The following is a 23,960-nucleotide window of genomic DNA, read 5'->3' as shown; positions in this document are numbered from 1 at the left end:
TATACGGAGCCGAGCCGCCGGGGTGTCCCGTGCTGCCCGGCTCCCCCACAGGGAGAGGCACCCGCCGATCATGAACGTCCGCCGCAGCGCCGCGGTCCTGGCCGCCGTCGCCGTGATCGGCGCCGCCACCCCGGCCGCCGCCGACCCGTCCCCGTCGCCCTCCCAGGCGTTCCCCTCCGCCCTGTACGGCGACAAGGACCCGAAGTTCGACGGCGTCTGGCGCCAGTCGCTCGCGCTGCTCGCGCAGGACACCACGGGGGTGAAGCCGGCGGAGAAGTCCGTGCGGTGGCTGGTGCGCCAGCAGTGCGCGGACGGCGGCTTCGCCTCCTACCGGCCCGACCCCACCACCGCGTGCGACGCCAAGACCATGCTCGACACCAACGCCACGTCCGCCGCCGTGCAGGCCTTGGCCGCGCTCGGCGGGCACGACGGCGTCACCCGCAAGGCCGTCGGCTGGCTGAAGTCCGTCCAGAACGAGGACGGCGGCTGGGGCTACTCGCCGGGCGGGGCCAGCGACACCAACTCGACGTCGGTCGTCATCGGCGCGCTCGCCGCCGCGGGCGAGAAGCCGGACCAGGTCGAGAAGGACGGCAAGTCCCCCCACGACGCGCTGCTGAAGCTCGCCCTGCCCTGCGGCGGGGACGGTGACGGCGCCTTCGCGTTCCAGCCGGACAAGAAGGGCGAGCTCGCCGCCAACGCGGACGCCACAGCGGCCGGTGTGCTCGGCGCGCTGGGCAAGGGCATGGTCGTCGAGCCCGGCAAGAAGTCCGACGCCACCTGCGAGAAGGCCGCGACGCCGCAGCAGGCGGCGGCGAACGGCGCGGGCTACCTCACCGCCGCCCTGGCCAAGGACGGCAACCACCTCATGTCCGCGCTGGCCGGTGCCGAGCCCCAGCCCGACTTCGGCAACACCGCCGACGCGGTCGTCGCGCTCGCCGCGCAGGGGGACACCGCGCAGGCGGAGAAGTCCGTGCGGTGGCTGGAGAAGAACTCCGCTTCCTGGGCCGCGCAGAGCGGTCCGGCCGCCTACGCCCAGCTGATCTTCGCCGCCCACGCGACAGGCACGAACCCGCGTGACTTCGGCGGCGCGGACCTCGTCAAGCAGCTGGGCGCGACGGGCCCGGCCCCGCAGGCCGCCGGGAAGTCCGCGGCCAAGGCCTCGGACGAGAAGGAGGACTCCGGCTCGGACTTCTTCGGGGTCTGGTGGTACGTCGGCGTCTGCCTGGTCGCCGGCATCGGCATCGGGTTCCTGTTCACCGGCCGCAAGAAGCAGCAGCAGCTGTGATCCGCCGGGCCGTTCTCCTCCTCCTGGCCTCGCTCCTGCTGGGCGCGGGCGCGGGCCAGGCCCAGGCCGCCGGTTACCGGTACTGGTCGTTCTGGGAGCGCGACGCCGGCCGCTGGGTCTACGCCACCCAGGGCCCGTCCCTGGTCCGCCCGTCCGACGGCGACGTCCAGGGCTTCCGCTTCGCGGTGAGCGAGGACTCCGCGAGCGCGGTCCGGCCGCGCGGCACCGCCGACTTCGCGACGATCTGCGCGAAGACGCCCGCGCAGGACGGCAGGAAGCGGGTGGCCCTGGTCATCGACTTCGGCACACCGTCGGACGCACCCGGGGGCGAATCCCCGCCCGCCGCCCGCACGGCCTGCGCCCGCGTCTCCCCCGACGCGACGACGGCCGAGGCCCTGGCGGCGGTGGCCAAGCCGCTGCGCTACGACACCGACGCCCTGCTCTGCGCGATCTCGGGCTATCCGCGCAAGGGCTGCGGCGAGCAGGTCTCCCAGCAGCAGCGGGAGCGGAAGCCGGCTGCGGAGCAGAACTCTCCCTCGGACGACGGGCCGTCCCTGGGCCTGATCGGCGGCATCGCCGTGGTGGTGGTGCTGGGCGGCGCGGCGATCTGGCAGGTACGGCGGCGTGGATAGCGGCCCTCGGCGTCGAGGCCGGGCTCAGCTGCACCCCGGCGCCTGGTGGCTGTGGGCGCTGGCGCTCGGCACCGCCGCCACCCGCACCACCAACCCCCTGCTCCTCGCGCTCCTCGTCTCGGTCTCCGCCTACGTCGTGGCGACCCGCCGCCCCGACACCCCCTGGTCCCGCTCCTACGGCGCCTTCGTCAAACTCGCCCTCGCGGTGATCCTCATCCGCCTCGTCTTCGCCATCGTCCTCGGCTCCCCCATCCCGGGCACGCACACCCTCCTCACGCTCCCCGAACTTCCCCTCCCCGCCTGGGCCCAGGGCATCCGGCTCGGCGGCGAGGTCACCGCGGAGGCCCTCACCTTCGCGCTGTACGACGGTCTGCGGCTGGCCACGCTCCTCATCTGCGTGGGCGCCGCCAACGCCCTGGCGAACCCGTCCCGGCTCCTCAAGTCCCTCCCGGGCGCCCTGTACGAGATGGGCGTCGCGGTCGTCGTCGCCCTCACCTTCGCCCCGAGCCTGATCGCCGACGTCCGGCGGCTGCGCGCCGCACGCCGTCTGCGCGGGCGCCCGGACCACGGCATCAGGGGCCTGCTTCAGGTGGGGCTTCCGGTCCTGGAGGGCGCGCTGGAGCGTTCCGTCGCCCTGGCCGCCGCGATGGACGCCCGCGGCTACGGCCGTACCGCACAGGTCCCGCCCGGCGTACGCCGTACCACCGCCGTCCTCACCCTCGGCGGTCTGCTGGGCGTCTGCGCGGGAACGTACGGCCTCCTCACGGCCGAGGGCGCCGCCTACGGTCTCCCCGTGCTCCTCGCGGGTCTCGCCGCCGCCCTCGCGGGCCTCAAACTCGGCGGCCGCCGGTCCCTGCGCACCCGCTACCGCCCGGACCGCTGGGACGTGCGCGCCTGGCTGGTCGTCGCCTCCGGCGTCGCGGTGGCGGCCCTGCTCGCCCTTGCCGCGGCCCGTGACCCCGCGGCCCTCCACCCCGGCGTGGTCCCGCTGGTCGCGCCCGCCCTCCCCCTCTGGCCGGCCGCGGCCGTCCTGCTCGGCCTGCTGCCCGCGTTCGTCGCCCCCGACCCCAAGGAGCCGTCGTGATCCGCTTCGAGGATGTCTCCGTGACCTACGACGGGGCCGCCGAACCCACCGTCCGGGGCATCGACTTCGAGGTCCCGGAAGGCGAACTCGTCCTGCTCGCGGGCCCGTCCGGCGTCGGCAAGTCCACCGTCCTGGGCGCGGTCAGCGGACTCGTCCCGCACTTCACCGGCGGCACCCTGCGCGGCCGGGTCACGGTCGCCGGCCGCGACACCCGCACCCACAAGCCGCGCGAACTGGCCGACGTCGTGGGGACGGTCGGGCAGGATCCGCTGTCCCACTTCGTCACGGACACCGTCGAGGACGAACTCGCCTACGGCATGGAGTCGCTGGGCCTGGCCCCGGACGTGATGCGCCGCCGCGTCGAGGAGACCCTCGATCTGCTGGGCCTGGCCGACCTGCGCGACCGGCCGATCGCCACGCTCTCCGGCGGCCAGCAGCAACGGGTCGCGATCGGCTCGGTCCTCACCCCGCACCCGGACGTCCTCGTCCTGGACGAGCCGACCTCCGCGCTGGACCCGGCGGCCGCCGAAGAGGTGCTGGCCGTGCTCCAGCGGCTCGTCCACGACCTCGGCACCACCGTCCTCATGGCCGAGCACCGCCTGGAACGCGTCATCCAGTACGCCGACCAGGTCGTCCTCCTGCCCGCCCCGGGCGCCTCCCCGGTCCTGGGCCATCCGGCCGAGGTGATGGCGGTGTCCCCGGTGTACCCGCCGGTGGTGGCCCTGGGCCGCCTGGCGGGCTGGACCCCCGTTCCCCTGACGGTCCGCGACGCCCGCCGCAGGGCAGGAGATCTTAAGCAACAGCTGGAAAACGCCCCTCTTCAGGGGCGCGGGGCTGCGGTCGATGTGCGGCTGCCGCCGCGTGGGCGCGACAAGCCACAGACGACCCGCACAGGCAAGCGATCCGCCCACCCCGCCCCCGTAGGCGAAGTCGAAGTGCGAGCCCTCTTCGTCTCCCACGGCCGCATCCAAGCTCTCAGCCACATCGACCTCACCATCACCCCCGGCGAGACCATCGCCCTCATGGGCCGCAACGGCGCCGGAAAGTCCACCCTCCTCAACGCCCTGGTCGGCCTCCTCAAGCCCACCTCGGGAACCGTCCGGGTCGGCGAAGCCACCCCCCACCGCACCGCACCGAAGGACCTCGTCCGCAAGGTCGGCCTGGTCCCCCAGGAGCCGCGCGACCTGCTCTACGCCGACACCGTCGCCGCCGAGTGCGCGGCGGCCGACCAGGACGCCGGCGCTAACCCCGGCACCTGCCGGGCCCTGGTCACCGAACTGCTGCTCGGCGTCACCGACGAAACCCACCCCCGTGACCTCTCCGAAGGGCAGCGGCTCGCGCTCGCCCTGGCCGTCGTGCTGACCGCCCGGCCCCCGCTGCTCCTGCTGGACGAGCCGACCCGGGGCCTGGACTACGCGGCGAAGGCCCGGCTGGTCACGGTGCTGCGCGCGCTGGCCGCCGAGGGGCACGCCATCGTCCTGGCCACGCACGACGTGGAGCTCGCGGCCGAGATCGCCCACCGGGTTGTGCTGCTCGCCGAGGGCGAGGTGATCGCGGACGGGCCGACGGCCGAGGTCGTGGTCTCCTCCCCGTCGTTCGCCCCGCAGGTCACCAAGATCCTGGCGCCCCAGCACTGGCTCACCGTCGCCGAGGTCCGCGCGGCCCTGCGGGAGAGCGGCCGATGAGCCTTCGGACCTCCACCCGCGGGCCCGCCCAGCGGCAGGCCCGGGCCGTCCGCCTCGGCCCCCGCTCCCTCACCGCCCTGGCCCTGGTCAGCGCGGTGGGTGTCGCCGGCTTCGGCTGGCCCTTCCTCGCCCCGCCCACGTCGCGGCTCAGCGCGCACGCGCAGGACGCGCCCTGGCTCTTCGCGGGCCTGCTGGTGCTGCTGGTGGCGGTCGTTGCCGCGGCGATCTCGGAGTCCGGGCTCGGCCCGAAGGCGGTCGCGATGCTCGGCGTGCTGGCCGCCACGGGAGCGGCCCTGCGGCCGATCGGCGCCGGCACCGCGGGGATCGAGCCGATGTTCTTCCTGATGGTGCTGAGCGGCCGGGTGCTCGGCCCGGGCTTCGGGTTCGTCCTCGGCTCGGTGACCATGTTCGCGTCCGCGCTGCTCACGGGCGGGGTCGGGCCGTGGCTGCCGTTCCAGATGCTGGGCATGGGCTGGTTCGCGATGGGCGCGGGCCTGCTGCCCGGTCCGGACCGGCTGCGCGGCCGGACCGAACTCGCGATGCTCGCCGGCTACGGCTTCCTCGCCGCGTTCGCCTACGGCACGGTGATGAACATGGCGGGCTGGCCCTTCATGAGCGCCCTCGCTTCGAACGTGGCCTTCGATCCGCATGCGCCGGTCGCCGCGAACCTGGCTCGTTTCGTCGCGTACTGCGTCGCCACGTCGCTCGGCTGGGACCTGGGCCGGGCGGTCGTCACGGTCGTGCTGACCCTCACCGTGGGGCCCGCGGTCCTCAGGGCGTTGCGCAGGGCCACCCGCCGGGCGGCCTTCGAGACGCCGGTCACGTTCGAGGCGTCCCGGCAGTGAGGCCCCCCACATGACCCACGTCACGTACGAAGCAGGGTCGTAGGAGCAAGTCCACGGTCAGAGTGGCTGAGCCGTGCTGACATGCGGCCCGGCCTAGTAAGACAGGGCTTTGCCGGCACGGGCGGGCCCTGTTTCTCTGGACGACCAGGCGGCGGCCCTCTGATCCCCGGGGCCGCCGCCTGCGCCATGTCCGGCGCGGTACGTCAGCCCGTACTCACCGGAAGCTCCTTCACCCCGTTGATCCACGCCGACCGCAGCCGGCGCGGGTCCCCGACCAGCTTCAGCCCGGGCATCGCGTCGGCGATCGCGTTGAAGATGAGGTTGATCTCCAGCACCGCGAGGGACTTGCCGAGGCAGTAGTGCGGTCCGCCGCCGCCGAAGCCGAGGTGCGGGTTGGGATCGCGGGTGACGTCGAAGGTGTCCGGGTCGTCGAAGACCTCGGGGTCGTGGTTGGCCGAGGCGTAGAACAGGCCCAGCCGGTCGCCCTGGCGGATGCGCTTGCCGCCGAGTTCGGTGTCCTGGGTGGCCGTGCGCTGGAAGGCGGCGACCGGGGTCGCCCAGCGCACGATCTCCTCCGCCGCCGTCTCCGGCCGCTCGCTCTTGTACAGCTCCCACTGTTCCGGATGGGTGAGGAAGGCGTGCATGCCGTGGGTGATGGCGTTGCGGGTGGTCTCGTTGCCCGCGACGGCCAGCATCAGCACGAAGAATCCGAACTCGTCGGAGCTGAGGTTCCCTTCGTCCTCGGCCGCGACGAGCTGCGTGACGATGTCGTGGGCCGGGCACTGCTTGCGGTCGGCGGCCATGTTCATCGCGTAGGCGATGATCTCCGTGGCCGACTCGGCGCCGACCTCCTCGGTGATGGCGTACTCCGGATCGTCGTACGCGATCATCTTGTTGGACCAGTCGAAGATCTTGTCCCGGTCCTCCTGCGGGACGCCCATCAGCTCGGCGATCGCCTGGAGGGGCAGTTCGCAGGCGACCTGGGTGACGAAGTCGAACGGCCCGGTGTGCGCGCGGGCGTTCTCGACGATGGAGCGGGCCCGGTTGCGCAGCCGCTCCTCCAGCGCCCGGATCGCCCGGGGCGTGAACCCGCGCTGCACGATCTGCCGGACCCGGGTGTGCTCCGGCGGGTCCATGTTCAGCAGGATCAGCCGCTGTGCGTCGATGGAGTCGCGCTCGATGTGCTCGTTGAAGCGGATGATCGCCGTGTTGAGGGACGACGAGAACAACTCGGGGTGCGTGGAGACGTACTTGACGTCGGCGTGCCGGGTGACGGCCCAGTAGCCCTCGTCCTGGAAGCCGGCGAGTCCGGCCCGCTGCGCCACCCAGCAGACCGGTTCGGCCCGGCGCAGCTCGGCGAACTCCGGCAGGGGCACGCGGTGGTGCAGCAGGTCGGGGTCGGTGAAGTCGAACCCGTCGGGCAGCGCGGGACAGGGCATGGGCGGCTCCCACCACTCGTACCGACTTGTCGGTCTGACGGCCCATCAGCTGTGCGGAGTTGCGGTGACGGTAGTAACGGGTTCTACAAGTAGCAAGAGGCACGGCCCCGCCAATTGCCCGCACGACTATTGCGGTCACCGAGCGGCCCTCAGCACACTGTGCACAGAACTAGAACGCGTACTAGTTCCGCTGAGCCTCCCGGAGAGGACCCGCACCCATGGCTGCCGAACCCGTGATCGTCGAAGCCGTACGCACCCCCATCGGCAAGCGCGGCGGCGCGCTCGCCAACCTGCACCCCGCCTACCTCCTCGGCGAGACCTATCGCGAACTCCTCGGCCGCACCGGCATCCCCGCCGACTGCGTCGAGCAGATCGTCGGCGGTACGGTCACACACGCCGGCGAGCAGTCCATGAACCCCGCGCGCACGGCCTGGCTGACCATGGGGCTCCCCTACGAGACGGCCGCGACGACCGTCGACGCGCAGTGCGGGTCGTCCCAGCAGGCCTCGCACATGGTGGCCAACATGGTCGCGGCGGGCGTGATCGACGTCGGCATCTCCTGCGGGGTGGAGTCGATGTCGCGGGTGCCGCTGGGGTCGGGCTCGAAGCACGGGCCGGGCAAGCCGTTCCCCGACGAGTGGAACGTCGACCTGCCCAACCAGTTCGAGGCGGCCGAGCGCATCGCCCGGCACCGCGGCCTGACCCGCGAGGACGTCGATGCCCTCGGCCTCGCCTCGCAGGAAAGGGCCGCCCACGCCTGGGCGGAGGAGCGCTTCAAACGGGAGACGTTCGCGGTCCAGGTCCCCACGACCGAGGAGGAGCAGCACGCCGGACAGGGCATGTGGCGCCTGGTCGACAAGGACGAGGGCCTGCGCGACACGACAGCGGAGGGTCTGGCCTCGCTGAAGCCGATCATGCCGACGGCGGTGCACACGGCCGGCAACGCGTCGCAGATCTCCGACGGGGCGTCGGCGGTCATGTGGGCGTCGAAGCGGATGACGCGGGCGCTGAAGCTCCGCCCCCGGGCCCGGATCGCGGCTCAGGCCCTGGTGGGATCCGACCCCCACTTCCACCTCGACGGCCCGATCGACGCGACGAAGGCCGTGCTGGGCAAGGCCGGGATGTCGTTGAAGGACATCGACATCGTGGAGATCAACGAGGCGTTCGCGTCGGTCGTACTGAGCTGGACGCGGGTCTTCGACCAGGACCTGTCGAAGGTGAACGTCAACGGCGGCGCGATCGCGCTCGGGCACCCGGTGGGAGCGACCGGGGCCCGGCTCATCACGACGGCACTTCACGAACTGGAGCGCGCGGACAAGGAGTTCGCGCTGATCACCATGTGCGCGGGGGGTGGCTTGGCCACCGGCACGATCATTCAGCGCTTGTAGATGCCCAGTTGACGAAGGTGGTGAAGGTGGCGGGATCGAGGGTGAGGATCGGTCCCGCCGGGTTTTTGGAGTCGCGTATGGCGATGGTGGCAGGGGCTTCGGCCACCTCTACGCAACTGCCACCTTGATCGCCGCTGTAGCTGGACTTACGCCACAGGATCCCCGTCGGAATCGCGTTGCTCGCCATAGCGTTCCTCCATTACTCGCCGGATCAACTCCGCCGAATCCCTGAGGGAGAGCGCGGCGGCCTGCAAGTGATCGTAACGGAGCGAGCAGTCCTTGACGGTGTCCGGATTTGCGGTCGGATGCCCGCTGCCGTACCCCTCGGTATAGACGATGTCGGGATCGCCGTGGAAGCGGAAGAGGTCGAATGAGCCTTGGAGTCCCGCGTGACCTCCAGCCGAGAACGGCAGGACCTGGATGTTGATCCGGGGATTGCCCTCATAGGACAACAGGTGGGCGAGTTGACCCCGCATGGTCTCCCGGCCTCCCATCTCCTGGTGGACGGCAGCCTCGCTGATGACCGCCCAGAAGACGGGTGGCTCACTCTTCTCGAAGATGCGCTGACGTGCCAGGCGAGCAGAGACGCGGTCGTCCAGGTCGGCCTTGTCCAGCGCGCCCAGCACCGCACTTGCGTACGCCGTGGTCTGAAGAAGTCTGTGAACCAGATGCGTGTGAAAGGTACACATCGCAACTGCGCGCATCTCCAGCTCGGCCACCTGCTGGAACCAGGCCGGAAGCCGACTCCGCAGCACCAACTCGACGAGCCGGGAGAACATACCGTCCGTACCCAGCGCCGCATCCGCCCGTTCGCTGAACTCCGACGTCGGAACCTTACGGGCCGTCTCGATCTGCCCCACCAGTGAGCCGGTGTAGTTGAGGATTCCCCCGAGCTGCTTGAGCGTCAGTCCCGCCGCCTCCCTGTGGCGCCGTAGCTCATAGCCGTAGTAGTCGAGCGGGGACGCACCCGGGTCAAGCGAGTTGATGTTGGTCACGCAGAGCCCCTCTCACGCAACTCCGTCCACCAAGAGACGGGTTGTATCCGTTCCGTAGCCGAGGGTAGTCACCGCACGTCAGCCTCGTCCCGTGAACGAATACTTTCCCGCCCAGTACTCGATGCGCCTCACCGTCGGTGAACACGCCCCACGGCACATCCGCCGTATCGTCCGCTCGTTCCTCGGCGAGTGGGACATGCCCGAGCTGTCGGACGCCGTGGAGCTGGGCGTGACGGAACTGCTCGCCAACGTCGTACGGCACGTCCCGGACCGCCGCTGCACTCTGCTGTTGCTGCGGCAGCCCACGGGCGTGCGGGTGGAGGTCACGGACGGCAGCGATCAACTGCCCTGTACACCACAGGGCTTGGAGGCCGAGGCCGAGAACGGCCGAGGGCTGCTCCTGCTCGACGCGACGGCCGACAAGTGGGGCGTGTCGCTGTGGTCCGGGGGCGGGAAGACGGTGTGGTTCGAGTGCGCGGGCCGCTAACAGAAGGGAGCATCCGGCGCGTTGGCCCAGAAGGAGAGGAAGGACCAGGTCTGCGCCCCGATGCGACCGTCCACGACGATGCCGGCACACTGCTGGAACGTCCTGGTCGCGGACTGCGTCAGTCGACCGAAGTCCCCGTCCACGTCCAGACCGGCGTCGATCGCCTGGTTCAGGTAGCACTGGGCCTGCTGGACCACCGCTCCGGATGACCCCAGACGGAGGTTCGGCCGGTTGATGGTGAAGTCGCAGATGTCGTCCGGCCCCTGGGCGACGAGGGCTGCTGGACGATTCGACTTCTCCACGACCTGGGCCGGTTTGACCGAGTCGGTCGCCGAAGCCACAGCCGGTGCTCCCGCGAGGGAGACGGGGAGAGCCAGCGCCGCTACGGCGATGAGCACACGTCGCATGCCGTTCACCTCCAGAGAGGGTGCCCTTGTTCTCATCGTGCGCGGCACCCACCCGGGCTGCATCTCGGGCAGGTTGCACCGTCAACCAGTCATCCGCGTACAGCCTTTCGGGTCGGCACGGGTTCCCGCTCGGCCGCCGCGGCGGTGGCGGCCCGGGGGCCGGACAGCAGGTACGTGAGTCCGAACCCCGCCGCCACCACCACCGCTCCTCCGGCCGCGTCCAGCACCCAGTGGTTGCCGGTCGCCACGATCGAGACTCCCGTGAGCAGCGGATGCAGCAGGCCCAGCGCCTTCATCCACCACCGTGACGCCAGGACGGCGATCACGATCCCGCACCACAGCGACCAGCCGAAGTGCAGGGACGGCATGGCCGCGTACTGGTTGGTGAGCGCGGTGAGCGTGCCGTAGTCGGGCCGCGAGAAGTCCTGGACTCCGTGCACGGTGTCGATGAAGCCGAGCGTCGGCATCAGCCGGGGTGGGGCCAGCGGGTAGAGCCAGAAGCCGACCAGGGCGAGCAGGGTGGCGAAGCCCAGGGCTGAGCGGGCCCAGCGGTAGTCGCCGGGACGGCGCCAGTAGAGGACCGCGAGGACGGCCAGCGGGACGGCGAAGTGGAACGACGTGTAGTACTGGTCAAGGCCCTCGCGCAGCCAGCCGATCCCGACGACGGTGTGGTTGGCCCAGTGCTCGATGTCCAGCCGCAGGGTGCGTTCCAGGTCGTAGACCTGCATGCCGTGCTGCTCGGCCTCGGCGCGCCCGGCCGCGTTGCTGCCGCCGGTGGCCGCGAGCCGGACCTGGGAGTAGGCGGCGTAGGCGACCCGCAGGAGGAGCAGCTCCAGGAGAAGGTTGGGCCGGGTGAGGACGCGGCGCGGGAACGGCAGCAGCGGCACGTGCCGGAAGCGGGCCGGGACCGCGGGGGCGTGGGCGGTCGGCAGCGGCGACCGCCAGGCCGGCGAGGTGCGGGACAGGAACGGCACGGCGGTGGCGGCGGCGAGCGCGGCCAGCAGGACGACGTTGTCCCGCACGGGGTTCAGGGACGCCATGTTCGGCAGGATCATCGTGGCCGGCAGGGTCATGACCACGACGACGGTGACCGGCCACACGTACCGGTCGGAGGCGCGTCTGCCGACCCGGCCGGCGACCGTGAGCAGCACCCACAGCAGTTGGTGCTGCCAGGCCGTGGGCGAGACGACGATCGCGGCGCAGCCGGTGATGGCGACGGCGAGCAGCAGCTGGCCGTCGCGGAAGCAGCGCACGGCCCGGCGCAGGGCCAGGACGGCGACGGCCGCGCCGAGCGACAGGAAGAGCGCGACCTCCAGGGGGCCGTTCAGCCCGAGCCGGAGCAGGGCGCCGTGCAGGGACTGGTTGGCGAGGCCGTCGGCCGGGCCGCCGAGGCCGACGCCGGCCATGTGGTGGACCCAGTAGCGGTGGGAGTCGTGCGGCATCGCCGCCCAGGCGAGGCCGGTGCAGGCGGCGAAGGTGACACCGGTGGCGAGCGCGGCGCGTCTGCGGCCGGTGCACCACAGCAGGGGCGTGAACAGCAGCAGGGTGGGCTGGAGCGCCGCCGCGACGCCGATGAGCAGGCCGCTGGCGCGCTGGCCGCGGGCGGTGAAGCAGCCGAGCAGAACGAGCAGGACCGGGATGATGCTGGTCTGGCCGAGCCACAGGGTGTTGCGGACGGGCAGGGACAGCATCAGCAGGCTGACGGCGACCGGCGCGGCGAGCAGCGCCGTCCGGCGGCCGACCGGCGGGGGCAGGGCGCGGGCGGCGATCAGGCCCAGGGCGACGACGAGCAGCAGCGTGCCGAAGGTCCAGCCCCAGCCGAGGGCCTGTTCGGCCGAACGGGTGAGCGGTTTCAGGGCGAGTCCGCCGAAGGGTGTGCCGGTGAAGCGGGTCGAGGCGTAGAGCGAGCCGTTCACGTGCAGGACGCCGTTCGGCCCGACCCAGGTCTCCAGGTCGGTCAGCCGCTCGCCGCGCGGGGTGGCGAGGACCACGGCCAGCTGCCGGGCGGCGAGGACGGCGGCGATCAGCCACAGCCCGAGACGGGCGGCGCGCAGGCGTGTGCGAGCCCCACCGGTGGCCGTCGCTCCGAAGCCTTCCGCCGGTCGTCCGCCGTGATCCGCATTCGCCACGCCTCGTCGGCCTCTCGCGCCAGTTCATCCCACATGTCCTGAATATGGGAATTCCTCCTGCGAACCCTATGGGGAATGAGTGGTTCCGGAGAAGAAGACGCGGTCGGTTGCGACCGCGCACGGGCGGTGCGTGCAGCCGTCATGGACGCGATATGGATCACATGAAGATCGGTTGTGAACCGCTTTCTGCCGGGCAGAAGCAGCAGCACAGCCACGATTTACGTGCAGCGTGCAACGAAAGGCGTACCGCCCGTAAGCGGAGCAAAACCGCCTATCGTCGCTTTTTCGGCCCGTACGACAGCGCCGCCGCGCGGGACCGCGTCCCTGTCCCCGTCGAAAGGTAGGCGAGCGAGTCTTGTCGACTGCCTCAGTCGTCGCCCCCGCGTCCCTCGTGAAGTCCCGCAAGGCGAAGACCCCCGACCCCACCGTCACCGACCCCGCGCTCGTCAAGCGCGCCGTGAAGGCGGCCGCGCTGGGCAACGCGATGGAGTGGTTCGACTTCGGCGTCTACAGCTACATCGCGGTCACACTGGGCAAGGTCTTCTTCCCCTCGGGCAACCCCACCGCCCAGCTGCTCTCCACGTTCGGCGCCTTCGCCGCGGCCTTCCTCGTCCGCCCGCTCGGTGGCATGGTCTTCGGCCCACTCGGCGACCGCGTCGGCCGCCAGAAGGTCCTCGCCCTCACCATGATCATGATGGCGGCGGGCACCTTCGCGATCGGCCTGATCCCGTCGTACGCGACCATCGGCGTCGGCGCGCCGATCCTGCTGCTGGTCGCCCGCCTCGTGCAGGGCTTCTCCACCGGCGGCGAGTACGCGGGCGCCTCCACGTTCATCGCCGAGTACGCCCCCGACAAGCGGCGCGGCTTCCTCGGCAGCTGGCTGGAGTTCGGCACCCTCGCCGGCTACATCGCCGGCGCGGGCCTGGTCACGATCATGACCGCCCTGCTCTCCGCCGACGACCTGACCTCCTGGGGCTGGCGCATCCCGTTCCTGATCGCGGGCCCGATGGGCATCATCGGCCTCTACCTGCGGCTGCGCCTGGAGGAGACCCCGGCGTTCGCGGCCGAGGCGGAGAAGGCCGAGAACAACCGCCCGAAGACCCCGCTGCGCGAGATGGTGGCCGGCCAGTGGCGCGCGCTGCTGCTCTGCGTCGGCCTGGTGCTGGTCTTCAACGTCACCGACTACATGCTGCTGTCGTACATGCCGAGCTACCTGACCGGTCAGCTCCACTACGACGAGACGCACGGCCTGCTCGTCGTCCTCGGCGTGATGGCCGTCATGATGATCGCCCAGCCGTTCGTCGGCGCGCTGACCGACCGCGTCGGCCGCCGCCCCGTGATCGCCACCGGCTGCGCGGGCTTCCTGCTGCTGTCCGTTCCGGCCCTGCTCCTGATCCGCGAGGGCAGCCTGATCGCGGTCGCGCTCGGCATGGGCGCCCTCGGCCTGCTGCTGGTCTGCTTCACGGCGGCGATGCCCTCCGCGCTGCCGGCGCTGTTCCCGACGAAGGTCCGCTACGGCTCGCTGTCGATCGGCTTCAACGTGTCGGTGTCCCTGTTCGGCGGCACGACCCCGCTGGTGGTCACGGCCCTGATCGGCGCCACCGGGAACATGATGATGCCCGCGTACTACATGATGGCCGCGGCCGTGATCGGCGGTTTCGCCGTGTGGCGCATGGCGGAGTCGGCAGGGCGTCCGCTGCCCGGCTCGGCGCCCTCGGTGGCGGGTCGACACGCCGAGTGAAATCCCGCTGACAGCGACCCGCCCACCAACTATCTTCGTCAGCGCCAGTAGTTAGGGATGCTAACTATGCTGACGAAAGGTAGAGGTGCATGAGCGAGTCGCACGTCTGGGACGAGGTCGACGCCTACTTCACCGCCCACCTCGCCCCGGACGACGAAGCCCTGGCGGCCGCCCTGCGCGACAGCGACGCCGCCGGGCTTCCGCACATCAACGTCGCGGGCAACCAGGGCAAGCTCCTCCAGCTCCTCGCCCAGATCCAGGGCGCCCGCCACATCCTGGAGATCGGCACGCTCGGCGGCTACAGCACCATCTGGCTGGGCCGCGCCCTGCCCGCCGACGGGCGGCTGGTCTCCCTGGAGTACGACCCCCGGCATGCCGAGGTCGCCGTCCGCAACATCGCCCGCGCCGGCCTGGACAAGCTGGTCGAGGTGCGGGTCGGCCCGGCCCTGGAGTCGCTGCCCAAGCTGGCCGACGAGAACCCGCCCCCGTTCGACCTGGTCTTCATCGACGCCGACAAGGCCAACAACCCGCACTACGTGGAGTGGGCGATCAGGCTCACCAGCACGGGCAGCCTGATCGTCCTCGACAACGTCGTACGGGGCGGCCGGGTCGTCGACGCGGACAGCACCGCGCCGGACGTGACGGGCACCCGTACCGCGATCGAACTGATCGCCGCCCACCCGAGACTGAGCGGCACCGCGATCCAGACGGTGGGGATGAAAGGCTACGACGGGTTCGCTCTGGCCCGCGTGCTGGCGTGAGGCCGCGCCGTCACACGGCGTGCGGGCCCGCTGTCACACCTCGTGGTAGAAGCCCACGTTGACGCTGCGCGGGGCGGTGCGGTCGTGGATGATGATCTCGCCGCTGCCGCCCCTGGGCAGCGGGACGGTGCCGCCGTAGGCGAGGGGCTGGGCGTACTCCCCCATCATCAGCCGCACTTCGGAGGACGGGTCGGGCTGGGAGCCGCGCAGCCAGGTGACCTGCCAGGTCCCCTCCGGTCCGCACAGGAACTCCAGGTGCACGCGGGAGACGAACAGCCAGTCGTCCGGCGTGCTCAGCCGGCACACGGACTTGTCGCGGCCCACCCGGAGCACCGCGCCCGGCTCGCTCGGCGCTTCGGCCATGAGCATGCCGGCCGTGGCGCCCGCCTCCGCCTCCGCAACGGTGGCCATGGTGAGTTCGAGCACGTGCGCTCCTTCTGGGACGTCCCGGTGGGCCAGACAGGTTCGTGGCCCGCCGCATGATAAAACGCCCGGCCGCGCGGTGTCCGGCACAATGGCCTCATGACCGAGCGAAAGCCACCAGGCGTCGACTTCGAGTCCTGGGTCGACAAACAGATCCGTGACGCGGAGACGCGCGGGGAGTTCGACCGGCTGCCGGGCGCGGGCGAACCGCTCCCCCGCGAGATCGAGAGCACCTACGACGAACTGTGGTGGGTCAAGCGGAAGATGGCCCGCGAGGGCTTCTCCGTCCTGCCGCCGGCGCTGGCCCTGCGCAAGGAGGCGGAGGACGCGCTGGAGGCCGCGCTCGCGGCCCCCTCGGAGCGGATCGTCCGGAAGATCGTCGACGAGGTCAACGCCAAGATCCGCGACATGATGTTCAAGCCGCCGCCCGGCCCCCCGCTGGGAAAGAAGCCGTACGACGTCGAGGACGTCGTACGGCAGTGGCGGGAGCGCCGGGCGGACCGGTGACCGGGGGATCTCCCCCGGCTCACACGTGCAGCAGCCGTTCGGTTCACACGTGCAGCAGCCGTTCGGCCAGCTCGCGGTAGTCCTTCAGGGCCAGCCGGAGCTGCTCGGTGTCGGCCGACGACACGGACCTGCCCTCACCGCCCTCGACGGACTGCCAGGAGTGGCGCAGGGTGCGGCGGCGCTGGGTCACGGCCTCGGTGAAGCGGGCCGCGATCTCCTCCAGCACGTGGTCGGCCTCCTCGACGGCGGCCCGGGGCCCGTCGACGAACCCGGCGACGGCGTGCTGCAACTGCGAGCCGAGCTTGTCGGACTCCTCGTGGGCGAGGAGGTGGGCCCGGTTCTTGGCGGAGCCGACCTTGTCGGGGCCGGTGCCGTGGTCACCGCGGGGTGCTCCGGGGCCGAGCCGGTCCGGGTCGTGCCGGTCGGTGCCGTCCGTACCGTGCCGGTCCGTCCCGCGCCGGTCCGTGCCCGGCAGGTCGGTGCCGTGCGCCGCGGCGCGGTCCGCGTCGGTGCCGTGCGCCACGGCGCCGTCCGCGTCGGTGCCGTGCGGGGCACCGCGGTCGGTCCCGATGCCGCGCGCGGCGCCGCGGTCCGCTTCCGGGCCCGGGGCCGTCTCGTGGCGGTCGGTGCCCGGTGCGGCCGGGCGGTGGCCGGTGCCCAGGGCGCTCTCGCCGCGGGCGTCCGGGGCGGCCGGCGACTGGTCGCCGGGCGGTCGGGTCATGTCGGTCATTGCCTCAACTCTCCTTCGCCTGACGTCGGTTCATCGCCCACGGCATGTGCCCGCCGCGGGTCTGGGCCTTGCGGCCGCCGTTCAGCGCGGCGCGCTCGCGGCCGCTCTCGTGCCGTCCGCCGGTGTGGCCGCCGCCGTCGTGGCGGGCCGGCTTCACCAGCTCCTCGAACAGGGCGCGGGCCGCCACCATGGCCTCACGCATGTCTTCCGTACCCTGGCCGCCGTCGCGGGCGTCCTCCGCGCGCAGATGCGCGGCGCGGTGCACGCGCCGGTAACCGTCCACGTGGTGGGCGTGGTGCACGGACAGCGCGGACAGCTGTTCCTCGTACTGCGCGCCGTCCGGGAAGCCCCGGGCACCGGCGAGCTCGGCGAGCAGCCGGTCGGCCTCGGCGACGGCGTCGCGCGGCGAGTCGACGAACCGCTCCTGGGCGGCCGTCCAGCGCGCCTCGTACTGCTCGCGCTGCGCCGGCTCCAGCGGCCGCTCGCGCAGCTCGCCGTGGCGCTGCACGCGCTCGGTCAGTTCGCGCTCGGCCGCTGTGGCGTCCCCGTCGTGCCGGGCCACGGCCCGGTCGTACTCGGGTCCGAAGCGCCGCTTCAGGCTCGGGCCACGCCGAGGCCCGCGGGCGCGCAGGGTCATGACGGCCGCGATGATGACGACCGCCGCGATCACGATCAGAGCAATGATCAGGCCAGTGGACATGAATGCCTTCCGGGTTCTCGGCCCAACCGGCTCTCCTAGCGAGCCGGTTCGCCCGTCGGGTTGCCCCAAACCCCGCGTCCAAACGGCGCCCGGGCGCAACCGGGTGGCCGGGACTATTCGGTTGCGTGTCCGATGGGGCGCCTGTGAAGAATGCGGTTCATGACCTGGACCGTGACTCCGGAACCGTACGACTCCCCCGTCGCCGCCGCTCTGTGGCGGGCGTACTACACCGAGGTCAGCGACCGCTGGTACCTGCTGCACGAAGGGCGCCGGACCGACCCGGCCGAGCTGGAGCGGGAGATCGCCGCCCAGCCGGGTGCCGACCTCGCCCCGCCGGACGGCCGGTTGCTCGTCGCCCGGTACGGCGGTGAGCCGGCCGGCAGCGCGGGCGTACGGCTGGTGGACGACACCACCGCCGAGCTCAAGCGGGTGTTCCTGCGCGAGCCGATGCGCGGCAGGGGCGGCGCCCCGCTCCTGGTCGGGGCCGCCGAGGAGGCCGCCCGTGCGCTCGGCGCCACCCGGATGATCCTCGACACCCGCAGCGACCTCGTCGAGGCCCGCGGCCTCTACGCCCGCCTCGGCTACCGGGAGACCGGGCGCCACAACGACGACCCGTACGCGGAACACTGGTTCAGCAAGGAACTGGCCTGAACTCAGCGCCTCTCCTCCAGGGAGCGCGTGCGGTACGGCCGCTCGCGCCGGGACCCGCACAGTTCGCCGTTCAGCTCGCGCACGAGCCGCTCCAGGTCGGTCGGCCGGTCCGGCCCCCACCAGTCGCCGAGCAGCTCGGCGAGGGACTCCTCGCGGGCCCCGGCCAGCCGGTCGGCGACCTCGCGCCCCCGCTCGGTCAGGACCATGTCGACGCCCCGGCGCACGGCGAGCCGGCGCTCTTCGGCCTGCCGGGCGGCCTCCATGATCACGGTCAGGGGCACGGGCATGGTGTCGGCCAGCACGCCCGGCTCCACCGAACCGTGGCGCCGCATCCGCAGCAGCAGCCAGCTCGTGGCGGGCAGCAGGTCGTAGCCCGCCCGGGCGGTGATCTTGCGGTAGATCTCGCGGCGCCCCGCGCGGGTGCCGAGCACCGACAGGGCCCGGCAGACCTCGTCGTACGAGGACCGCTCGACGGGGTTGCTGGCCAGGGTCTCGGTGACGTCCGGCGCGGTGACCGAGCCGCGCAGCCGGTCCTCCTTCAGGAACCAGGCCAGCACGAAGCCGAGGAGCGCGACGGGGGCGGCGTACAGGAAGACGTCCGTGATGGAGACGGCGTAGGCGTGCAGGGCCGGCGGGCGCAGGCCGGGCGGCAGGGCGGCGATGCCGCGCGGGTCGGCCTCCAGCGCGTCCACCGAGACGCCGGGCGGCAGCGCGGCACCGCGGAAGGCGTCGGTGAGCTGCTCGCCCAGGCGGCCCGCGAAGACCGTGCCGAAGACGGCGACCCCGAACGAGGCGCCGATGGAGCGGAAGAAGGTCGCGCCGGAGGTGGCCACGCCCAGGTCCTCATAGGGGACGGCGTTCTGCACGATGAGGACGAGGACCTGCATCACCAGGCCTAGGCCGAGCCCGAAGACGAAGAAGAAGCCGCTCAGCTCGGCGGTGGAGCTGTGCTCGTCCAGCTGGTGGAGCAGGAGCAGCCCGAGGGTGGTGACGCCGGTGCCGGCGATCGGGAACACCTTCCAGCGGCCGGTGCGGCTGACGATCTGCCCGGAGGCCGTCGAGGCCAGCAGCAGGCCCAGCACCATCGGCAGCATGTGCACACCGGACATGGTCGGGCTGATGCCCTGCACGACCTGGAGGAAGGTCGGCAGGTAGGTCATGGCGCCGAACATGGCGAACCCGACGACGAAGCTGATCACGGCGGCGAGCGTGAAGGTGCGCACGCGGAACAGCTTGAGCGGCAGGACGGGTTCGGCGGCCCGCCGCTCGACGGCCACGAAGGCGACGGCGAGGACGGCGCCCAGGACCGCCAGGCCGACGATCTGCCAGGACCCCCAGGCCCAGGTCGCCCCGCCGAGCGAGGCGACCAGGACCAGACAGGTGGCGACGGCGGCGATCAGGAAGGTGCCGAGGTAGTCGATGACGTGGCGTCGCGCCGTGCGGGGGATGTGCAGGACGGTCGCGATCACGGCGAGCGCGACGACGCCGACGGGCAGGTTGACGTAGAACACCCAGCGCCAGCTCAGATGCTGGGTGAACAGCCCGCCGAGCAGCGGCCCGAGCACGCTGGTCGCGCCGAAGACGGCACCGAACAGGCCCTGGTAGCGGCCGCGTTCACGCGGCGACACCAGATCGCCGACGATCGCCATCGACAGCACGATCAGCCCGCCGCCGCCGAGGCCCTGGAGGGCCCGGAACGCGATCAGCTGGGCCATGTCCTGCGCGGCGCCGCACAGCGCGGACCCGACCAGGAAGATCACGATTGCCGTCTGGAACAGCCGCTTGCGCCCGTACTGGTCGCCGAGTTTGCCCCACAGGGGGGTCGCGGCGGTCGCGGCCAGCAGATACGCGGTGACCACCCAGGAGAGGTGATCCAGACCGCCGAGATCGCTGACGATCGTGGGCAGCGCGGTCGACACGATGGTCTGGTCGAGGGCGGCGAGCAGCATGCCGAGGAGCAGGGCTCCGATGGAGACCAGGACGTTCCCGGACACCCGCTCCCCTGGGGCCGCGCCCGGGGGCGTCAGCGTGGTGGCGTTCCCGTCCTCGGCCATCCGACCTCCCGCGTCTGCTGTGACCTTTTCCATCGTGACCGCTGTGACCGGTTATGGCCCGCCGGGCCCTTTTGGAAGCTGTGCTTCCGGGGGCTCCTCGACCGCACTGTGGAGAAGATCTGGATAATCTCTGGAGTTCGCGAGGGGAGGGAGGAACGCGTGGAACCGCCCAACGGCCACCCGTGCCCGGAGTGCGGCGCGCCCAGACAGCGGGACAACACCCCCGCCTGCGCCTGCGCCGACCGGGTCGCCGAGGCCCTCCGCGACGCCCGCACGATCCAGGCGGCGGCAGCGGAGGACTTCGACCCGCTGCGGATCCGCCCGTACGTGGAGATCGACGGCCTGGGGTCGTCCGGGCCGGGCACCGGCGAGGGGCAGCCCTCCTCACCGGCCGGGGCGACGACGTCCCCGCATCCGGAGGAGCACAGGGCATCCGAGGCCTCCCCGGCCACGCCGTCCCCCACCGCATCCCCGGCCTGCTCGGCGGAGCCCACCCCGCGCGCCTCCCCCACGGACGCCACGGCCGTCCCGCGGGCACGTGCCGCTGCGCCCGGGCCGCCCGGGCCCGGCACACCGGAGCCACCGCGCGCCGAAGGCCCCGGGACCGTGCCCGCGACCACGCCGGGCGGGACCGGAGTGGAGGGCAGAGCCGTGACGCTTCCGCTCGGCCCGGCCGCACACCCCGGGAATGCCGCTCCGCCGCACGGCCCGTCGGCACACCCCGGGAATGCCGCTCCGCCGCACGGCCCGTCGGCACACCCCGGGAATGCTGCTCCGCCGCACGGCCCGGCCGCACACCCCGGGAATGCTGCTCCGCCGCCCTCCCCCGCCGACGCCACCATGCCCCTGCGCCCGGTCGACCCGGCCGACCCGGCCGACCCGGACGTGACCGCCGCGCTGCCGGCCGCCCCCGTCACCTCGGCGCTTCCCACACCCCTGGCCCCCGCCCCGAGCGAGCCGAGCGTCACCGACCTGCGGATGTTCGACGGCACCGCGGGGCCACCCGCCGGGGCGTCGGAGGGCGGCCGGTCCGGCGCTCGTCGGCCGCGTCGGCGCAGCACCCTGCTCCTCGCCGCCGCCGGCGCCTGCGTCGCCGTCGTGGCGGCCGCCGGGTACGCGAGCGGGCTGTTCTCCTACGAGAGCCCGTCCCGGGACACCGCACTGCCGGACGACATCCGCGCGAGCGTGCCGGACGCCCCGTCGAGCAGCGCGGCGTCCACACCCGCGCAGGGCGGCGCCTCGGTGGTTCAGCCGGCTCCGGCGGCGCCGCGGCCGTCGCCGTCGCGCACGGCGAGCCCGTCCGCCTCGCCGTCGCCGTCCGCGCCGAGCGCCTCGGCGAGCCCGTCGCTCTCGCCCTCCCCGTCGGCATCACAGCCGTCGGCATCGGCGACCGGCTCCGGACAGGCCGCTCCGGACAACTCCCGCCAGAACAAGGGCCCGGCCATCCTGCGCCTCGGCGACAGCGGCCCGGAGGTCACCGAACTCCAGCTCCGCCTGCGGCAGTTGAACCTGTACGTCGACGACACCGACGGCAGCTTCGACGACCGGCTGGAGGACGCGGTCCGCACCTACCAGTGGTCCCGCGGCATCCAGGTCGACGACCTCGGCGTCTACGACCGGGAGACCCGGGCGAAGCTGGAGTCCGAAACCCGGGAGCCCTGACCGGCCCGGCCGCCCTATCGTGACGCCGTGACTACTCAGGTGATCGTTCTCAACGGCGGTTCGAGCTCGGGCAAGTCGGGGATCGTCCGGTGCCTGCAAGAGGTCCTGCCCGGTGCGTGGATGGCCTTCGGCGTCGACTCGTTCGTCGAGGCGCTGCCCGCGAAGCTCCAGGGATCGGAGGGCGGGATCACGTTCGCGGCGGACGGCGGCGTGAGCGTCGGCGCGGACTTCCGGGCTCTGGAAGCCGCCTGGACCGAGGGCATCGCCGCCATGGCCCGCGCCGGCGCCGGGATCATCGTGGACGACGTCTTCCTCGGCGGCGCGGCGTCCCGGCAGCGGTGGGAGAAGGCCCTCGCCGGACTCGATGTGCTGTGGGTCGGAGTCCGGTGCGACGCCGAGGTCGCCGCGGGCCGCGAGATCGCCCGGGGAGACCGGGTCAAGGGCATGGCCGCGTCACAGGCCCGGGCCGTGCACGAGGGGCTGACCTACGACGTGGAGGTGGACACGACGCACACCGAGTCCCTGGAGTGCGCGCGCGTCATCGCCGCCCATGTGACGGGCTGACCAGCGCCGCCCGAGGGACTCACGCCTCTCCGGCCACCCACGGACACGCGCCTGCCTCGCCGCCCCCGCGACGCGCACGCCGGCCACCCAAGTGACGCGCACCGTCGCGGCCGCCCGACCGGGCCGGGCGCCACCATCCCACCGAGCCCGGACATCTCCGCACAGCCGTTCCGGGGCCCGGCCATTCCGCTGAGCCGGGCGGCCCGGGTTCACCCGATGTGCAGCCGGATCGTCCCGTCCGCGCCGGCCTCCACACGCACCGTCGTGAGGTCCTCCACCACGACGTCCGGCTCGTGGGCCGCGGCCCGGGGCCCGACCCCGACCACCGTCATCCCGGCGGCGCGCCCGGCCGCTATGCCGGCCCCGGAGTCCTCGAAGACCACACAGTCGGCGGGGGCGACGCCCAGCTCGGCGGCGCCCTTCAGGAAGCCCTCGGGGTCGGGCTTGCTCGCCCCGACGGACTCCGCGGTCACCCGCACCGCGGGCTGCTCCAGACCGGCTGCGGCCATCCGCGCCGTCGACAGCGGCACGTCGGCCGAGGTCACCAGCGCGTGCGGCAGCCCGCGCAGCGCGGCCAGGAACTCCGGCGCGCCGGGGATCGCGACGACACCGTCGGTGTCGGCCGTCTCCTCGGCGAGCATCCGGGCGTTGTCGGCGTGGTTCTGCTCCATCGGCCGCTCGGGCAGCAGCAGCGCCATGGAGGCGTAGCCCTGCCGGCCGTGGACGACCTTCATGATGTCGTCGCCGTCGAGCCCGTGACGCTCGGCCCAGCGCCGCCAGACGCGCTCGACCGAGGCGTCGGAGTTGACGAGGGTGCCGTCCATGTCCAGCAGGAGGGCGCGGGCGGTGAGCACGGCGGTGGCCGTCATCGGCAGCTCCAAGGCTCGGGGCGCGTTCCAGCGCGGGAGAGGGGGCGGACGACGGATCGCGACCGGCACGCCCCGGGAGACAAGGCGGCCCCGCCCGCCGGTCAGGGAAAACGGGCGGAGGCCACTTTGTTTCTCCACGGTACAAAACAAGGCGGCCTTCGCGCCAGGGGCCCCACCGGACGTTCACCCACTGTTCGGCCCGCCCGGCTCAGCCGGTCACGGCCTCCCACAGGCTCCACACGCCGAGCGCCAGCATGACCAGCGCCGCGACCTGCGTGATCAGCCGCAGCGGCACCTTCTTCATCAGCGCCTTGCCGCCGACGATGCCGAGCCCGGCCACGGCCCACAGCGCGAGCACCGCCCCCAGGCCGACGGAGAGCGGGTCGTCGTAGCGGGCGGCCAGGTTCGCGGTCATGATCTGGGTCAGATCACCGAACTCGGCGACCAGGATGAGCATGAACCCGGCACCCGAGACCTTCCAGAAGGACTGGTTCTCCGGCTTGCGGACCTCCTCCTCGTCCTCGCCCTTGCGCAGCAGCAGCACCGCGGCCCCACCCAGGAACAGCACGCCCGTGAGGGCCTGCACGATCTGCTGCGGCAGCAGCGTCAGCACACTGCCGGCGGCGACGGCGAGCGCGACGTGCAGCGCGAAGGCCGCGGCGACACCGGCGAAGACGTAGGAGGCGCGGTAGCGGGTGCCGAGGACGAGGCCCGCGAGGGCGGTCTTGTCCGGCAGTTCTGCGAGGAAGACGACGCCGAAGACGACGGCCGTCACGGTCAGGCTGATCAAGGGTTCCTCAATCGGTCGGGGCTGCCCCACCGAGAGTGCTGGACCTTCGCACACGACGCCTCGGCACGGCAGCACACACGGCACCCGCACCGGGGGGCGCGGGCGTGCACTGCTTTGCCGAAGGTCTCGCTG

General features: G+C 72.4%; 24 protein-coding genes. 13 read left to right on the top strand and 11 right to left on the bottom strand.

Going from position 1 to position 23,960, the window contains the following annotated elements; all coding sequences use genetic code 11:
• Positions 1-70: 70 nt before the first annotated feature.
• The 5 genes from AB0E85_RS05115 to AB0E85_RS05095 are packed head-to-tail and all read left to right on the top strand — an operon-like array spanning position 71 to position 5,531.
• A complete protein-coding gene (locus AB0E85_RS05115; RefSeq protein ID WP_361922491.1) occupies positions 71-1,285 on the top strand; it encodes a prenyltransferase/squalene oxidase repeat-containing protein in 1,215 nt (404 codons plus the stop codon).
• On the top strand, positions 1,282-1,917 hold the full coding sequence (locus AB0E85_RS05110) for an SCO2322 family protein (RefSeq protein ID WP_361922488.1): 636 nt from the start codon (positions 1,282-1,284) through the stop codon (positions 1,915-1,917). The genes AB0E85_RS05115 and AB0E85_RS05110 overlap by 4 nt, the downstream gene beginning before the upstream one ends.
• On the top strand, positions 1,910-3,001 hold the full coding sequence (locus AB0E85_RS05105; protein WP_361922485.1) for a CbiQ family ECF transporter T component: 1,092 nt from the start codon (positions 1,910-1,912) through the stop codon (positions 2,999-3,001). Before AB0E85_RS05110 ends, AB0E85_RS05105 begins: the two co-directional genes overlap by 8 nt.
• Entirely contained in the window at positions 2,998-4,686 is a 1,689-nt protein-coding gene (locus AB0E85_RS05100) for an ATP-binding cassette domain-containing protein (protein ID WP_361922482.1), read from the top strand. Before AB0E85_RS05105 ends, AB0E85_RS05100 begins: the two co-directional genes overlap by 4 nt.
• Entirely contained in the window at positions 4,683-5,531 is an 849-nt protein-coding gene (locus AB0E85_RS05095) for an ECF transporter S component (protein ID WP_361922479.1), read from the top strand. The genes AB0E85_RS05100 and AB0E85_RS05095 overlap by 4 nt, the downstream gene beginning before the upstream one ends.
• A gap of 203 nt (positions 5,532-5,734) precedes the next feature.
• Here the strand turns inward: AB0E85_RS05095 and AB0E85_RS05090 are convergent, their stop codons facing one another.
• On the bottom strand, positions 5,735-6,970 hold the full coding sequence (locus AB0E85_RS05090; RefSeq protein ID WP_361922476.1) for a cytochrome P450: 1,236 nt from the start codon (positions 6,968-6,970) through the stop codon (positions 5,735-5,737).
• 218 nt (positions 6,971-7,188) lie between these two features.
• Here AB0E85_RS05090 and AB0E85_RS05085 point away from each other — a divergent pair, with 218 nt between their 5' ends.
• Positions 7,189-8,358 carry a steroid 3-ketoacyl-CoA thiolase gene (locus tag AB0E85_RS05085; protein WP_361922473.1) on the top strand — a complete coding sequence of 390 codons (1,170 nt, stop codon included), beginning with the start codon at positions 7,189-7,191 and terminating at the stop codon, positions 8,356-8,358.
• On the opposite strand, the gene AB0E85_RS05080 is transcribed toward AB0E85_RS05085, so the two are convergent.
• Positions 8,342-8,545 carry a DUF397 domain-containing protein gene (locus tag AB0E85_RS05080; RefSeq protein WP_361922470.1) on the bottom strand — a complete coding sequence of 68 codons (204 nt, stop codon included), beginning with the start codon at positions 8,543-8,545 and terminating at the stop codon, positions 8,342-8,344. The genes AB0E85_RS05085 and AB0E85_RS05080 overlap by 17 nt on opposite strands.
• Positions 8,505-9,353 carry a helix-turn-helix transcriptional regulator gene (locus AB0E85_RS05075; RefSeq protein ID WP_361922467.1) on the bottom strand — a complete coding sequence of 283 codons (849 nt, stop codon included), beginning with the start codon at positions 9,351-9,353 and terminating at the stop codon, positions 8,505-8,507. The genes AB0E85_RS05080 and AB0E85_RS05075 overlap by 41 nt, the downstream gene beginning before the upstream one ends.
• Positions 9,354-9,444: 91 nt before the next feature.
• On the opposite strand from AB0E85_RS05075, the gene AB0E85_RS05070 reads away from it, so the two are divergent.
• Positions 9,445-9,840, top strand: a complete 396-nt coding sequence (locus AB0E85_RS05070; RefSeq protein ID WP_361922464.1) for an ATP-binding protein — start codon at positions 9,445-9,447, stop codon at positions 9,838-9,840.
• Here AB0E85_RS05070 and AB0E85_RS05065 read toward each other — a convergent pair.
• Together AB0E85_RS05065 and AB0E85_RS05060 are read right to left on the bottom strand one after the other, a co-directional pair.
• Entirely contained in the window at positions 9,837-10,247 is a 411-nt protein-coding gene (locus tag AB0E85_RS05065) for a peptidoglycan-binding domain-containing protein (protein WP_361922461.1), read from the bottom strand. The genes AB0E85_RS05070 and AB0E85_RS05065 overlap by 4 nt on opposite strands.
• 89 nt (positions 10,248-10,336) lie before the next feature.
• Complete coding sequence (locus tag AB0E85_RS05060; RefSeq protein ID WP_361922458.1) at positions 10,337-12,376, bottom strand: phosphatase PAP2 family protein; 2,040 nt, start codon at positions 12,374-12,376, stop codon at positions 10,337-10,339.
• A 355-nt stretch (positions 12,377-12,731) separates the two neighbouring features.
• On the opposite strand from AB0E85_RS05060, the gene proP reads away from it, so the two are divergent.
• Both proP and AB0E85_RS05050 read left to right on the top strand, forming a co-directional pair.
• Positions 12,732-14,117 carry a glycine betaine/L-proline transporter ProP gene (proP, locus tag AB0E85_RS05055; protein WP_361922455.1) on the top strand — a complete coding sequence of 462 codons (1,386 nt, stop codon included), beginning with the start codon at positions 12,732-12,734 and terminating at the stop codon, positions 14,115-14,117.
• 89 nt (positions 14,118-14,206) lie between these two features.
• Complete coding sequence (locus tag AB0E85_RS05050) at positions 14,207-14,878, top strand: O-methyltransferase (protein ID WP_361922453.1); 672 nt, start codon at positions 14,207-14,209, stop codon at positions 14,876-14,878.
• A 33-nt stretch (positions 14,879-14,911) separates the two neighbouring features.
• Here AB0E85_RS05050 and AB0E85_RS05045 read toward each other — a convergent pair whose 3' ends face one another.
• Positions 14,912-15,304 (bottom strand): hypothetical protein, encoded by a 393-nt coding sequence (locus AB0E85_RS05045; protein ID WP_361922450.1) that lies wholly within the window; start codon positions 15,302-15,304, stop codon positions 14,912-14,914.
• 96 nt (positions 15,305-15,400) lie between these two features.
• On the opposite strand from AB0E85_RS05045, the gene AB0E85_RS05040 reads away from it, so the two are divergent.
• On the top strand, positions 15,401-15,808 hold the full coding sequence (locus AB0E85_RS05040; protein ID WP_361922447.1) for a DUF1992 domain-containing protein: 408 nt from the start codon (positions 15,401-15,403) through the stop codon (positions 15,806-15,808).
• 43 nt (positions 15,809-15,851) lie between these two features.
• Here the strand turns inward: AB0E85_RS05040 and AB0E85_RS05035 are convergent, their stop codons facing one another.
• A complete protein-coding gene (locus AB0E85_RS05035) occupies positions 15,852-16,538 on the bottom strand; it encodes a hypothetical protein (protein WP_361922445.1) in 687 nt (228 codons plus the stop codon).
• 4 nt (positions 16,539-16,542) lie between these two features.
• Positions 16,543-17,238 (bottom strand): hypothetical protein, encoded by a 696-nt coding sequence (locus AB0E85_RS05030; protein ID WP_361922442.1) that lies wholly within the window; start codon positions 17,236-17,238, stop codon positions 16,543-16,545.
• Positions 17,239-17,397: 159 nt separating this feature from the next.
• Here AB0E85_RS05030 and AB0E85_RS05025 point away from each other — a divergent pair, with 159 nt between their 5' ends.
• Positions 17,398-17,889, top strand: a complete 492-nt coding sequence (locus AB0E85_RS05025) for a GNAT family N-acetyltransferase (protein ID WP_361922438.1) — start codon at positions 17,398-17,400, stop codon at positions 17,887-17,889.
• Between the two features lie 2 nt (positions 17,890-17,891).
• Here AB0E85_RS05025 and AB0E85_RS05020 read toward each other — a convergent pair whose 3' ends face one another.
• A complete protein-coding gene (locus AB0E85_RS05020) occupies positions 17,892-19,943 on the bottom strand; it encodes an MFS transporter (protein WP_361922435.1) in 2,052 nt (683 codons plus the stop codon).
• Between the two features lie 159 nt (positions 19,944-20,102).
• Here AB0E85_RS05020 and AB0E85_RS05015 point away from each other — a divergent pair, with 159 nt between their 5' ends.
• Positions 20,103-21,605, top strand: coding sequence for a peptidoglycan-binding protein (locus tag AB0E85_RS05015; protein ID WP_361922433.1), 1,503 nt, complete (start codon positions 20,103-20,105; stop codon positions 21,603-21,605).
• Positions 21,606-21,632: 27 nt separating this feature from the next.
• Positions 21,633-22,169, top strand: coding sequence for a chloramphenicol phosphotransferase CPT (gene cpt / locus AB0E85_RS05010; RefSeq protein WP_361922431.1), 537 nt, complete (start codon positions 21,633-21,635; stop codon positions 22,167-22,169).
• Positions 22,170-22,378: 209 nt separating this feature from the next.
• On the opposite strand, the gene AB0E85_RS05005 is transcribed toward cpt, so the two are convergent.
• Together AB0E85_RS05005 and AB0E85_RS05000 are read right to left on the bottom strand one after the other, a co-directional pair.
• Complete coding sequence (locus AB0E85_RS05005) at positions 22,379-23,038, bottom strand: HAD-IA family hydrolase (RefSeq protein WP_361922429.1); 660 nt, start codon at positions 23,036-23,038, stop codon at positions 22,379-22,381.
• A gap of 208 nt (positions 23,039-23,246) precedes the next feature.
• The gene (locus AB0E85_RS05000) at positions 23,247-23,828 is read right to left on the bottom strand and encodes a TMEM165/GDT1 family protein (RefSeq protein ID WP_062926595.1); all 582 of its coding nucleotides are present in this window, start codon (positions 23,826-23,828) and stop codon (positions 23,247-23,249) included.
• Positions 23,829-23,960 lie beyond the last annotated feature (132 nt).

The organism is Streptomyces sp. NPDC029044, assembly GCF_040637495.1.
Lineage (GTDB): Bacteria > Actinomycetota > Actinomycetes > Streptomycetales > Streptomycetaceae > Streptomyces.
This window is presented reverse-complemented; position numbering and strand designations above follow the sequence as displayed.

Bases quoted from the DNA above. Each gene is read 5' to 3' on its own strand.
- AB0E85_RS05115 (WP_361922491.1), top strand. From the start codon at position 71: ATGAACGTCCGCCGCAGCGCCGCGGTCCTGGCCGCCGTCGCCGTGATC.
- AB0E85_RS05095 (WP_361922479.1), top strand. From the start codon at position 4,683: ATGAGCCTTCGGACCTCCACCCGCGGGCCCGCCCAGCGGCAGGCCCGG.
- AB0E85_RS05090 (WP_361922476.1), bottom strand. From the start codon at position 6,970: ATGCCCTGTCCCGCGCTGCCCGACGGGTTCGACTTCACCGACCCCGAC.
- AB0E85_RS05085 (WP_361922473.1), top strand. From the start codon at position 7,189: ATGGCTGCCGAACCCGTGATCGTCGAAGCCGTACGCACCCCCATCGGC.
- AB0E85_RS05080 (WP_361922470.1), bottom strand. From the start codon at position 8,545: ATGGCGAGCAACGCGATTCCGACGGGGATCCTGTGGCGTAAGTCCAGC.
- AB0E85_RS05065 (WP_361922461.1), bottom strand. From the start codon at position 10,247: ATGCGACGTGTGCTCATCGCCGTAGCGGCGCTGGCTCTCCCCGTCTCC.
- AB0E85_RS05050 (WP_361922453.1), top strand. From the start codon at position 14,207: ATGAGCGAGTCGCACGTCTGGGACGAGGTCGACGCCTACTTCACCGCC.
- AB0E85_RS05040 (WP_361922447.1), top strand. From the start codon at position 15,401: ATGACCGAGCGAAAGCCACCAGGCGTCGACTTCGAGTCCTGGGTCGAC.
- AB0E85_RS05035 (WP_361922445.1), bottom strand. From the start codon at position 16,538: ATGACCGACATGACCCGACCGCCCGGCGACCAGTCGCCGGCCGCCCCG.
- AB0E85_RS05030 (WP_361922442.1), bottom strand. From the start codon at position 17,238: ATGTCCACTGGCCTGATCATTGCTCTGATCGTGATCGCGGCGGTCGTC.
- AB0E85_RS05025 (WP_361922438.1), top strand. From the start codon at position 17,398: ATGACCTGGACCGTGACTCCGGAACCGTACGACTCCCCCGTCGCCGCC.
- AB0E85_RS05020 (WP_361922435.1), bottom strand. From the start codon at position 19,943: ATGGCCGAGGACGGGAACGCCACCACGCTGACGCCCCCGGGCGCGGCC.
- AB0E85_RS05005 (WP_361922429.1), bottom strand. From the start codon at position 23,038: ATGACGGCCACCGCCGTGCTCACCGCCCGCGCCCTCCTGCTGGACATG.